12 protein-coding genes are annotated in these 11,912 nt (G+C 69.0%); 10 read left to right on the forward strand and 2 right to left on the reverse strand.

The features are described 5' to 3' along the window. The first annotated feature begins 18 nt into the window (after positions 1-18). Genes BLS50_RS10350 through BLS50_RS10360 form a run of 3 tightly spaced genes read left to right on the forward strand, consistent with a single transcriptional unit; the run spans position 19 to position 2,678 of the window. Positions 19-1,131 (forward strand): COX15/CtaA family protein, encoded by a 1,113-nt coding sequence (locus BLS50_RS10350; RefSeq protein WP_011546270.1) that lies wholly within the window; start codon positions 19-21, stop codon positions 1,129-1,131. Positions 1,132-1,139: 8 nt separating this feature from the next. After that, positions 1,140-2,042: a heme o synthase gene (gene cyoE / locus BLS50_RS10355; RefSeq protein ID WP_006477738.1), complete on the forward strand. Its 903-nt coding sequence runs from the start codon at positions 1,140-1,142 to the stop codon at positions 2,040-2,042. Between the two features lie 18 nt (positions 2,043-2,060). After that, a complete protein-coding gene (locus BLS50_RS10360; protein ID WP_074802165.1) occupies positions 2,061-2,678 on the forward strand; it encodes an SCO family protein in 618 nt (205 codons plus the stop codon). 153 nt (positions 2,679-2,831) lie between these two features. Here the strand turns inward: BLS50_RS10360 and BLS50_RS10365 are convergent, their stop codons facing one another. Continuing rightward, on the reverse strand, positions 2,832-3,122 hold the full coding sequence (locus BLS50_RS10365) for a YciI family protein (protein ID WP_012329263.1): 291 nt from the start codon (positions 3,120-3,122) through the stop codon (positions 2,832-2,834). A gap of 227 nt (positions 3,123-3,349) precedes the next feature. Here BLS50_RS10365 and BLS50_RS10370 point away from each other — a divergent pair, with 227 nt between their 5' ends. Next, positions 3,350-4,987, forward strand: coding sequence for a methyl-accepting chemotaxis protein (locus tag BLS50_RS10370; RefSeq protein WP_074802166.1), 1,638 nt, complete (start codon positions 3,350-3,352; stop codon positions 4,985-4,987). Between the two features lie 211 nt (positions 4,988-5,198). Next, a complete protein-coding gene (locus BLS50_RS10375) occupies positions 5,199-6,014 on the forward strand; it encodes a MetQ/NlpA family ABC transporter substrate-binding protein (RefSeq protein WP_006477742.1) in 816 nt (271 codons plus the stop codon). Positions 6,015-6,100: 86 nt separating this feature from the next. Here the strand turns inward: BLS50_RS10375 and BLS50_RS10380 are convergent, their stop codons facing one another. Further along, a complete protein-coding gene (locus tag BLS50_RS10380; protein ID WP_027805335.1) occupies positions 6,101-6,409 on the reverse strand; it encodes a VF_A0006 family four-cysteine protein in 309 nt (102 codons plus the stop codon). Positions 6,410-6,742: 333 nt separating this feature from the next. Between BLS50_RS10380 and BLS50_RS10385 the strand changes: the two genes are divergently transcribed. From BLS50_RS10385 to BLS50_RS10405, 5 genes are all read left to right on the forward strand, one after another. After that, a complete protein-coding gene (locus tag BLS50_RS10385) occupies positions 6,743-7,708 on the forward strand; it encodes an ABC transporter substrate-binding protein (RefSeq protein WP_027805336.1) in 966 nt (321 codons plus the stop codon). A gap of 138 nt (positions 7,709-7,846) precedes the next feature. Further along, on the forward strand, positions 7,847-8,743 hold the full coding sequence (locus tag BLS50_RS10390; protein WP_011546267.1) for an ABC transporter permease: 897 nt from the start codon (positions 7,847-7,849) through the stop codon (positions 8,741-8,743). Position 8,744: 1 nt separating this feature from the next. Beyond that, complete coding sequence (locus BLS50_RS10395; RefSeq protein WP_027805337.1) at positions 8,745-9,539, forward strand: ABC transporter ATP-binding protein; 795 nt, start codon at positions 8,745-8,747, stop codon at positions 9,537-9,539. Positions 9,540-9,772: 233 nt separating this feature from the next. Further along, positions 9,773-10,480, forward strand: a complete 708-nt coding sequence (gene imuA / locus BLS50_RS10400; RefSeq protein WP_053525953.1) for a translesion DNA synthesis-associated protein ImuA — start codon at positions 9,773-9,775, stop codon at positions 10,478-10,480. After that, entirely contained in the window at positions 10,413-11,909 is a 1,497-nt protein-coding gene (locus BLS50_RS10405; protein WP_074802167.1) for a Y-family DNA polymerase, read from the forward strand. The genes imuA and BLS50_RS10405 overlap by 68 nt, the downstream gene beginning before the upstream one ends. The last annotated feature ends 3 nt before the right edge of the window (positions 11,910-11,912 follow it).

Here is an 11,912-nt window from a genome sequence, read left to right on the forward strand (position 1 = left end):
GAACGAGGCACCATTCCGATGTCGTATCTACTGCAACTCGGCCTGATCGGCTTGTGCATCGCGCTGCTGCCGCTGTCGTACGTGTGGGTGAAGGCCGACGACGACAAGTTCCGCAAGCTCGTGTGGATCACCACGTTCCTGACGCTCGACCTCGTGATGTTCGGCGGCTTCACGCGGCTGACCGATTCGGGCCTCGGCTGCCCCGACTGGCCCGGCTGCTACGGCACGTCGTCGCCGTTCATCGCGCACGCGGCGATCACGGCCGCGCACCAGGCGATGCCGACCGGGCCGGTCAGCATGACGAAGGCGTGGATCGAGATGATCCACCGCTATTTCGCGATGGCGATCGGCGTGCTGATCATCGCGCAGACGGTGATCGCATGGGCCGCGCGGCTGCGCCGCCGCCCGCTGCACGTGTCGCCGTGGTGGCCGACGAGCCTGCTGCTGCTGATTCTCGTGCAGGGCGCGTTCGGCGCATGGACGGTCACGATGAAGCTGCAACCGGTGATCGTCACGATCCACCTGCTGCTCGGTCTCACGCTGCTCGGCACGCTGGGCTGGCTCGCGGCGCGGCAGACGCCGCTGCCGTCGTATGACCCCGAGGCCGGGCGTTACCGTGCGGCCGCGCTCGCGGCGCTCGTGCTGCTGGTCGTGCAGATCGCGCTCGGCGGCTGGGTGAGCACCAACTACGCGGTGCTCGCGTGCACCGACTTCCCGACCTGCAACGGCCAGTGGATTCCGCCGATGGACTTCCAGCACGGCTTCCACCTGTGGCGCGCGCTCGGAATGACGAAGGACGGCGACGCGATCACGCAGGACGCGCTGGTCGCGATCCACTGGACGCACCGCACGTTCGCGTTCGTCGTGGTCGCGTATCTGGTCGCGTTCGCGCTGAAGATGCGCCGCTTCGACTCGCTGCGGCGGCCCGCGAACGGCGTGCTGCTGGTCGTCCTGCTGCAGTTCGTGACGGGCCTGACCAACATCGTGCTGCAGTGGCCGCTGCCCGTCGCCGTCGCGCACAACGGCGGGGCCGCGATCCTGCTGCTGCTCGTCGTCATGTTAAACTTTCGCATCCTTTCAAGCCGCCCCGGCCGTGTCGCGCAGCCTGCGCGCGACGCCGCCCCGGCGTGACCGTCCCCATGCAAAGCACCCTCTCCCAATCGCCCGGTAGCCGCTTTTCCCAGTACATGGCGCTGACGAAGCCGCGTGTCACGCAGCTCGCGGTGTTCTGCGCGGTGATCGGCATGTTCCTCGCGACGCCGGGCATGGTGCCGTGGCATGTACTGATCGGCGGCACCGTCGGCATCTGGTTGCTGGCCGGCGCCGCGTTCGCGATCAACTGCCTCGTCGAACAGAAGATCGACGCGATGATGCGCCGCACCGCGTGGCGTCCGTCCGCGCGCGGCGAGATCACGACGCCGCAGATCCTGCTGTTCTCGGCCGTGCTCGGCAGCGTCGGCGCATGGACGCTCTATACGTTCACGAACCCGCTGACGATGTGGCTGACGATCGCGACGTTCGTCGGCTACGCGGTGATCTACACGCTGCTGCTCAAGCCGATGACGCCGCAGAACATCGTGATCGGCGGCGCGTCGGGCGCGATGCCGCCGGCGCTCGGCTGGGCCGCCGTCACCGGCGCGGTGCCGGGCGACGCGTGGATCCTCGTGCTGATCATCTTCGTCTGGACGCCGCCGCATTTCTGGGTGCTCGCGCTGTATCGCCGCAAGGATTACGAGAACGCCGGGCTGCCGATGCTGCCCGTCACGCACGGCGAGAAGTTCACGCGGCTGCACATCCTGCTGTACACGGTGATCCTGTTCGCGGTCACGCTGATGCCGTTCATTTCCGGGATGAGCGGGGCCGTCTACCTGACGAGCGCGGTGCTGCTCGGCGCGGTGTTCCTCGCGTATGCGTGGAAGATCCATCGCGACTATTCGGACGAACTCGCCCGCAAGGCCTTCCGCTACTCGATCGTCTATCTGTCGCTGCTGTTTGCCGCGCTGCTCGTCGATCACTATGCACGCCCGCTGCTCGGCGTGTAACCGCACGGTTTGAACGCAATGCTTCCATCACGGTTCGGGCGCCGCGCGCGCCAAGGCTGGATGCTCGCGTGCGCATTCACGGCAGCGCTGCTGCTCGCCGGATGCGACAACGCGCCGAAATTCCAGAATCTCGACATCACCGGCAACACGCAGTTCGGCTCCGATTTCTCGCTGCCCGATACCACCGGCAAGGTGCGCACGCTCGCCGACTTCAAGGGTAAGGCCGTCGTGATGTTCTTCGGCTATACGCATTGCCCGGACGTGTGCCCGACCACGATGGCCGAATTGTCCGAAGCGCTGAAGCAGCTCGGCCCCGACGCCGCGAAACGCGTGCAGGTGCTGTTCGTCACCGTCGATCCGGAACGCGACACGCCGGCGCTGCTCGGCCAGTACGTGCCCGCGTTCGATCCGTCGTTCATCGGCCTGCGGCCGGCCGACGAAGCGGCGCTGAAGAAGGTCACGAAGGATTTCCGCGTGTACTACGCGAAGGTGCCCGGCAAGACGCTCGGCAGCTACACGATGGATCACACGGCCGCGAGCTACGTGTTCGACCGCGACGGCAAGCTGCGCCTGTTCGTGCGCGACGGCCAGGGCCCGGCCCCGTGGGTCCACGACCTGAAGCTGCTGGTCGACTGACCGGCAACCGCCGGGCGCCCGGTCCGGCGTTTCGCGTGACGGCCGTTTTTGCGCCGTCACGTTTTCCCGCTCTCGTTGTCGTGCGCATGCGCTGCCCGCCGGGCGGCGCGTCGGCATGCGCGCGTATTGCGCACGTATTGCGCCGAAGCCGCGTTACGGCAGCGCCGGCACGTTGAAGCCCGACGCGGCGCGCGTGATCCGGAATTCCGTCACGCGATAGGTGGCGAGCCCCTCGGTGACGAACGGGTCGGTTTCGAGGATCGCGTCGAGTGCGTCGCGATCGATGCGGGCCGCGAGGATCACGCCGCCTTCGCGCGGCACCTTCGGCCCCGCCGCGATGAAGATGCCCTTGTCGAACTGCGGCTGAAGGTACGCGCGGTGGCGTTCGAGCGCGTCGTCGATGCGCTCGAGCGACGCGGTGTAGTGGATGTCGATGACGTACATGGATGGCCCTGGAATGATGCCGGCGCTTTGTGCGCCGGTCAGCCGGTCTTTTTAGCACAGCGGATGCGGGCTGTCGCGCCGGCGGGCGGTGCGTTTGTCGATCTCCGGTTCGCCGGGTTCGCGTGTATTCAAGATGTAAGCCTCGTTGCCGTAAATAAAAGAGCAACCGTTTGCGCGCGGCAGGCCGTTCGCGCGCCGGATGCATCGACATCGACAGAGGCACGCAGATGAGCAGAATGAGTTTGAACCGCAAGCTGTGGCTCGCGCTTGCGCTGGTATGGATCGGTCTTCTGGGCGTCGGCGCATGGAGCGCCTACGAGACGCGCGCGACGATGCTCGCCGAACGCAAGGCGGGCATCGCGAATCTCGTCGACTCGGCGGCGGGCATCGTGAAGGCCTATCACGCGCTCGCGCAGAACGGCACGCTGCCCGAGGCCGACGCGAAGCGCGACGCGCTCGCGAGTCTCGCCGCGATGCGCTACGGCGATTCGGGCTATGTGTTCGTGATGGATTCGAAGCCGGTCGTGCTGATGCATCCGACGCTGCCGAAGCTCGTCGACACGCAGGTCGGCGACTATCTCGATCCGGACGGCAAGCCGCTGTTCGTGACGATCCTGAACGCCGCGAAGGCAACCGGCAGCGGGTTCGCCGAATATCGCGGGCGCTTGCCGCACAGCGAGACGGCCGTGCCGAAGATCAGCTACGTCACGCGGTTCGCGCCGTGGGACTGGAACATCTCGAGCGGCGTGTTCCTCAAGGACATCGACACCGTCTACTACCGGACGCTGCTCGGCCACCTGGCCGTGGTGTTCGTGATCGGCTTCGTGATCAGCGCGGCGATGCTGGTGATCATCCGCAACGTGCGCGGCAGCCTCGGCGGCGAGCCGGACGAAGCGGCCGCGCTCGCGGCGCGCATCGCGCAGGGCGACCTCACGCTGCCGGTGCCGGTGCGCGCGGGCGACCGCACGAGCATGATGGCCGCGATGCACGACATGCAGGCGCGGCTGCAGGCGACGATCGGCGGGATTCGCCAGTCGGCCGAAGCGATCGCGTCGGCGAGCCGCCAGATCTCGGCCGGCAACGACGACCTGTCGCAGCGCACCGAGGAGCAGGCCGCGTCGCTCGAGGAAACGGCCGCGAGCATGGAGCAGCTGACCGCGACGGTGAAGCAGAACGCCGACAACGCGCGGCAGGCGAGCGGGCTCGCGAACAACGCGTCGGACATCGCGCGCACCGGCAGCGACGTCGTGAACCGCGTGATCGGCACCATGGGCGAGATCGACGACAGTTCGCGCAAGATCGCCGACATCATCGGCGTGATCGAGGGCATCGCATTCCAGACCAACATCCTCGCGCTGAACGCGGCGGTCGAGGCCGCCCGTGCGGGCGAGCAGGGGCGCGGCTTCGCGGTGGTCGCGGGCGAGGTGCGTTCGCTCGCGCAGCGCAGCGCGACGGCCGCGAAGGAGATTCGCGAGCTGATCGTCGATTCGGTCGAGCGCGTGCGCAACGGCTCGACGCTGGTCGGCCAGGCCGGCACGACGATGGGCGAGATCCTGCAGGCGGTCGCGCGCGTGACCGACATCATGGGCGAGATCGCGGCCGCGTCCGAGGAGCAGGCGAGCGGCATCACGCAGGTCGGGCGCGCGGTCACGCAGATGGACCAGGTGACGCAGCAGAACGCGGCGCTGGTCGAGGAAGCCGCGGCGGCGGCCGCGTCGCTGCAGGAGCAGGCCGCACGGCTGCGCGATGCGGTCGGCGCGTTCCGGGTCGGCAATGCCGGCGGCGCGTCGACGCGCAGAGCCGGCGCACGGGCGGCCGAGCCGGCCTTCGGCAAGCAGACGGCCGACGAGGCGGTGGCGGCGTGACGCGGTCGGTCGACGAACTGATCCGTTGAGCGAGAAATGCAACTAACGGCCGAGTCGACACGTCGGCCGCCAGCACTGCGCTGGTGCATACCCATATGAGCGGGATGTATTTCACTTCCCACCGATCCTGTGACACCATTTGGCCCTTCCTGCGAGTCCGGGCATACCCGTATCGCGCCCCATTTCAAGTAAGCAAGCAAGCGAGAAACAGATGAAGCGTCGCAGTCTCCTGAAGGTATTTTCCGTGTTGGCCACCGGTGCCGCGCTGACGCTGTCGGCCGGCGCGCACGCCGAAGACAAGGTGATCAAGGTCGGCACGGTCGCCGGCCCGGATTCGGAAGTGTGGCAAGTCGTGCAGAAGGTCGCGAAAGAGAAGGAAGGCCTGAACGTGAAGGTCATCGAGTTCAACGACTACGTGCAGCCGAACGCGGCGCTCGATTCGGGCGACCTCGACGCGAACAGCTTCCAGCACCAGCCCTACCTCGACAGCCAGGTGAAGCAGCGCGGCTACAAGATCGTCAGCGCGGGCCTGACCTACATCTCGCCGATCGGCGTGTACTCGAAGAAGTTCAAGTCGCTGAAGGATCTGCCGCAGGGCGCGAAGCTCGCGGTGCCGAACGATCCGTCGAACGAAAACCGCGCGCTGCTGCTGCTGCAGACGCAAGGCGTGATCAAGCTGAAGGCGGGCGCCGGCACGGGCGGCAACAACGCGACGGTGCTCGACATCGCCGAGAACCCGAAGAAGCTGAAGATCTCCGAACTCGACGCCGCGCAACTGCCGCGCGTGCTGTCGGACGTCGATGCGGCCGTGATCAACACCAACTACGCGCTGGCCGCGAACCTGCAGCCGACCAAGGACGCGATCGCACTCGAGGCGCTGACCAGCCCGTACGCGAACCTGATCGCCGTGCGCGCGAAGGACAAGGATCAGCCGTGGGTGAAGAAGCTGGTCAAGGCGTACCAGTCGCCGGAAGTGAAGGAATTCATCAAGAAGCAGTTCAAGGGCTCGATGGTCGCGTCGTTCTGAACGCCGCCCACCGGTCGGACCGCTGAACGAACAGGGCCTGCATCGCGCAGGCCCTTTTTTCATTGGCGCGGCACGCGCGCCTATACCTACATCTCCCCGCGCCGCGAGCAGATCGACATGATCTGCTGGATCGCGTAGTTGTCGCGCACGCCGGGCAGCGATTGCACGACGCACTCGTGAAAGCGCCGCTCGCGCGGCAGCAGCATCGCGTTGTTGCGGTACAGCGCGTCGCACGAGCGCTGGATCAACTGGGCCGCCGCGCCGTTGCGGCTTTCGCGCAGCGCATTGAGCATGCAGTCGTCGTATTGCGCGCTGCCGTCGGTCAGTGCGAACGCCGCGCCCGGCAGCGCCAGCGCGACGGCGGCGAACGCGCCGGCTCGGATACCCCGTTTCATCTGCCCTCCGATGGAGTGGATTGGGTCGGCCGACAGCATAGCGTAAAGCCATGAGCACGGCTGACGCGTTGGCCGCCGCGCGCCGGAGCCGCCACCGGCGGGGCTTTGGACGCCTTCGCGGGGCCTCGGCGAGGGCGGCGTCCGGCGCGCCGCGTGAAAGCGTGGAGTCAGGCGGTGGTCTGCGGAAATGGTATCCTCGTGCGTTCGCCGCTGCATGCTTTCCCGGAGCATGCGCGGGCCGATCGCCCGCGTTTCGTACGCACGGGCGGCGCCCGCCCGACGGCGGCGGGAATCCATCATCCAGAACCGACACAATACGGGGGAGACATACCCATGAAGCGATTCAAGACTTTCGCGATCCGTTCGATCACGGCCGGCGTCGCCGCATTCGCGCTGGCCGGCGCCGCGCATGCCCAGACCGTCAAGGTGCTGTCGATCGTCGACCATCCGGCGCTCGACGCGATCCGCGACGGCGTGCGCGCCGAACTGAAGGCGGAAGGTTACGGCGACGACAAGCTCAAGTGGGAATACCAGAGCGCGCAGGGCAACACGGGCACGGCCGCGCAGATCGCGCGCAAGTTCGTCGGCGACAAGCCCGACGTGATCGTCGCGATCGCGACGCCGGCCGCGCAGTCGGTCGTCGCCGCGACGAAGAGCGTGCCGGTCGTCTACTCGGGCGTCACCGACCCGGTCGCCGCGCAGCTCGTGAAGGGCTGGGGCCCGTCGGGCACCAACGTGACGGGCGTGTCCGACAAGCTGCCGCTCGATCGCCAGGTCGCGCTGATCAAGCGCGTCGTGCCGAATGCGAAGACGGTCGGCATGGTCTACAACCCGGGCGAGGCGAATTCGGTCGTCGTCGTGAAGGAGCTCAAGGAGATCCTCGCGAAGCAGGGGATGACGCTGAAGGAAGCGGCCGCGCCGCGTACCGTCGACATCGGCCCGGCCGCGAAGAGCCTGATCGGCAAGGTCGACGTGATCTACACGAACACCGACAACAACGTCGTGTCCGCGTACGAAGCGCTCGTGAAGGTCGCGAACGAAGCGAAGATCCCGCTCGTCGCGGGCGATACCGACAGCGTGAAGCGCGGCGGCATCGCGGCGCTCGGCATCAACTACGGCGACCTCGGCCGCCAGACCGGCAAGGTCGTCGCGCGCATCCTGAAGGGCGAGAAGCCGGGCGCGATCGCGTCGGAGACGAGCAGCAACCTCGAGCTGTTCGTCAATACGGGCGCGGCCGCGAAGCAGGGTGTCACGCTGTCGCCGGATCTCGTGAAGGAAGCGAAGACGGTCATCAAGTAAGCCGCGGCCCGACGCCGCGCTGGCAGGCCCGATCCGGGCCTCGACGACATCGCCGGACGGGCGGCCTCCACCCGGGGCCGCCCGTTCGCTTCGCCCGGCCGTACACGTCCGGCCGGGAAGCAACAGGATTTCCCCATCATGTCTCTGTTCTCGTTTCTGGGCGCACTGGAGATCGGCCTGATCTTCAGCCTCGTCGCCCTCGGGGTGCTGATCTCGTTTCGCATCCTCAACTTCCCCGACCTCACCGTCGACGGCAGCTTTCCGCTCGGCGGCGCCGTCGCCGCGACGCTGATCTCGGCTGGCCATGACCCATTCACGTCGACCGTGATCGCGATCGTCGCGGGCGCGCTGGCCGGCTTCGTCACCGGCTGGCTGAACGTGCGCCTGAAGATCATGGATCTGCTCGCCAGTATCCTGATGATGATCGCGCTCTACTCGGTGAACCTGCGGATCATGGGCCGGCCGAACGTGCCGCTGATCACGGAGCCGACCCTCTTCACCGTGCTGCAGCCCGACTGGATGCCCGATTACGTGCTGCGCCCGGCGCTGCTCGCGATCGTCGTCGTGGTCGCGAAGCTCGGCCTCGACTGGTTCTTCTCGTCGCAGCTCGGCCTCGCGATGCGCGCGACCGGCGCGAACCCGCGGATGGCGCGTGCGCAAGGCATCGCGACCGGCCGCGCGACGCTCGCCGGGATGGCGTTGTCGAACGCGCTCGTCGCACTCGCGGGCGCCCTGTTCGCGCAGACGCAGGGCGGCTCCGACATCTCGATGGGGATCGGCACGATCGTGATCGGGCTGGCCGCGGTGATCATCGGCGAGACGCTGCTGCCCGCGCGCCGGCTGGTGCTGACGACGCTCGCCGTCGTGCTCGGCGCGATCGTCTACCGCTTCTTCATCGCGCTCGCGCTGAACAGCGAATTCATCGGCCTGAAGGCGCAGGACCTGAACCTCGTGACGGCCGCGCTCGTCACGATCGCGCTGGTGCTGCCGGCGACGCGCAAGAAGCTGTTCGCGCGCAAGAACGGAGGGGCATGACATGCTGTCCGCACACGATCTCAAACTCACGTTCAATCCCGGCACGCCGATCGAGACGCGCGCGCTGCGCGGGCTGTCGCTCGAGATTCCCGACGGCCAGTTCGTCGCGGTGATCGGCTCGAACGGCGCCGGCAAGTCGACCTTCCTCAATGCGGTCAGCGGCGACCAGCGCGTCGATGCGGGGCGCATCGCGATCGACGGCACGGACGTCACGCGCAAGGCCGCGTGGGATCGCGCGCACCTCGTCGCGCGCGTGTTCCAGGACCCGATGGCCGGCACCTGCGAGGCGCTGACGATCGAGGAGAACATGGCGCTCGCGATGGCGCGTGGTGCCCGGCGCGGTTTCCGGGCGGCGCTCGACCGGCCGTCGCGCGAGCTGTTCCGTGACAAGCTGCGACTGCTGAACCTCGGGCTGGAAAACCGGTTGACCGACCGGATCGGGCTGCTGTCGGGCGGCCAGCGGCAGGCGGTGAGCCTGCTGATGGCGTCGCTGCGGCCGTCGCGAATCCTGCTGCTCGACGAGCACACGGCCGCGCTCGACCCGAAGACGGCCGCGTTCGTGCTGGAGCTGACCGCGCGCATTGTCGCCGAGAGCAAGCTGACGACGATGATGGTCACGCACAGCATGCGGCAGGCGCTCGACTACGGCGACCGCACGGTGATGCTGCACCAGGGGCAGGTCGTGCTCGACGTGTCGGGCGAGGCGCGTCGCGGGCTCGACGTGCCGGACCTGCTGCAGATGTTCGAGAAGGTGCGGCACGAGCAGCTCGACGACGACGCGCTGCTGCTCGGCTGACGGGCGGCCGGTGCGGTGCGGGGTGCTGCATCGTGCCGGTTCTCCGGCGGGTTGGCGTGCCGGCCCGGCCGGGCCGGCACGATCCGGGCACGCCCGCTCCGGCGCGGCGTAACATGACGGCCACGCCGGCTTTCCCGTCGTTTTTCCTCTGACGAAAACCGGTTCTACACCGGTGCTGTGCGGCGCGGACGCATTGCCATATACTGTATATCCATACAGTTGTGGGTAGCGTCATGCTCGCATCCTCCATTGCTCCCGAATCCCTTCATCCGTCCCTTTGGCGCGGCTCGCAGCTCGCGCGCGGCGGTCCGCGCACGATCGACACGGGCTTCGCGCCGCTGTCGGCCGAGCTGCCGGGTGGCGGCTGGCCGGTCGGCGGCCTCGTCGAACTGCTGGCCGCGCAGCCGGGCTGCGGCGAGATGCGGCTGCTCGCGCCCGCGCTCGCCCGCAGCGTCAGCGCGCGGCGGCCGCTCGCGCTCGTCGCGCCGCCGCAGTCGCCGCATGCCACCGCGCTCGCCAGTCTCGGCGTGCCGGCCGATACGCTGCTGTGGCTGCGCGCCGGTAGCCGCACCGATGCGCTGTGGGCCGCCGAGCAGGCGCTCAAGACCGGCTGTTGCGGCGCGCTGCTGCTCTGGCAGGACGCGCGGCCCGATGCGCTGCGGCGCCTGCATCTCGCGGCCGCGCGCACCGGCGACACGCTGTTCGTGATGCTGCGTCCGCTGTCAGCCGCGCGGCAGCCGTCGCCGGCCGTGCTGCGCGTCGCGCTGTATCCGGTGCCGGGCGGCGTGTCGCTCGACATCGTCAAGCGTCGCGGGCCCGCGCGCAGCGAGCCGCTCGTGCTCGATTTGCCGTCGCCCATCGTGGAGAGCCGCTATGCGCGTCTTGCTCGGCATCCATCTGCCGCGCCTGCCGCTCGACGTGTGCGCCCCGCCGCCGTCTGACGCGGCGGCCGGCGAGGCCAGCGAGGCAGGCTGCGCGGTGCTCGAGCAGGGTGTCGTGCTGATCGCCGATGCGGCCGCGCGCCGGCAGGGCGTGCGCGCGGGCATGAAGCGCGGCGGCGTGCTCACGCTCGCGCCGGACACGCTGCTCGTCGAGCGCGATCCCGCCCGCGAAGCCGATGCGCTGCGCGCGGTCGCGCTCGCGTTGCTGCGCTTCTCGCCGTGCGTCGCGCTCGGCGACGAAGCCACGCTGATCGTCGACGTCGGTCCGAGCCTGCGGCTGTTCGGCGGGCTGCCGTCGCTGTGCCGCCAGGTGCGCGCGACGCTCGCGGCGCTCGGCTACGCGGCGCGCCTGGCCGCCGCGCCGACCGGGTGCGGCGCGTGGCTGCTCGCGCGCACGTCGGCGCGGGCACGCATCCGGCGCCGCGTCGCGCGCCAGGGCTCGCTCGTCCGCACGCTCGATCGGTTGCCGTGCATGCTGCTGCCCGATGCGCGTCCGTATGCGGGCTGGTTCGACGGCCTCGGCTGCCGCACGCTCGCCGATCTGCGCCGGCTGCCGCGCGCGGGGCTGCAGCGGCGCTGCGGTCCCGCGCTACTGGCCGCGCTCGATCGGGCGTACGGCGAAGCGGTCGAGCCGCTCGCATGGATGGCGGTGCCGCCCGTGTTCGACGTGCGGCTCGAATTGCCGGAGCGCGTCGAATACGCGGAAGCCGTGCTGTTCGCCGCGCGGCGGCTCGTCGTGCAGCTGTGCGGCTGGCTGGCCGCGCGGCAACTGTCGCTGGCCGCGATGACCTTCGATCTCGAGCACGAGCGCGGCCGCCAGGCCGTGCCGCCGACCCCGCTCGAGCTCGCGTTCGCGGCGCCCGTGCGCGACGAAGCGCATTTCATGCGGCTGCTGGGCGAGCGGCTCGCGCGCGTCGAGTTGCCGGCCGCGGTGATCGCGGTGCGGCTGAAGGCCACGCGCGTCGAATCGGTCGCGCCGCCGGCCGACGATCTTTTTCCCGAGCCGGGCGGTACGCGGGAAACCCGCGAGCGGTTGTTCGAACTGCTGGTCGCGCGGCTGGGCGCGGACAACGTGCTGCGCGCGGCGCCTGTCGCCGATTACCGGCCCGAAGCCGCGAACCGTTGGCTACCGCTCGATGCGCAGCCCGGCAAGCCCGCTGCTGTTTCACCCGCCGCGCCGCCGCGTCCCGCGTGGCTGCTGGCCGAGCCGCTGCCGTTGCTGATGCGCGGCGAGCGGCCGGTATTTCATACGCCGCTCCGGATGATGTCGTCGGTCGAGCGGATCGAGGCCGGGTGGTTCGACGGGCAGCTCGCTGCACGCGATTACCACGTCGCGCAGGACGAAGAGGGTGCGTGCTATTGGGTGTTCAGGGAGCGGACGAGCAGTCAGGCTGCGCCGCGCTGGTTCCTGCACGGCCTGTTCGGGTGAACG

Origin of the sequence: Burkholderia orbicola, from assembly GCF_900100915.1 — a bacterium.
GTDB lineage: Bacteria > Pseudomonadota > Gammaproteobacteria > Burkholderiales > Burkholderiaceae > Burkholderia > Burkholderia orbicola.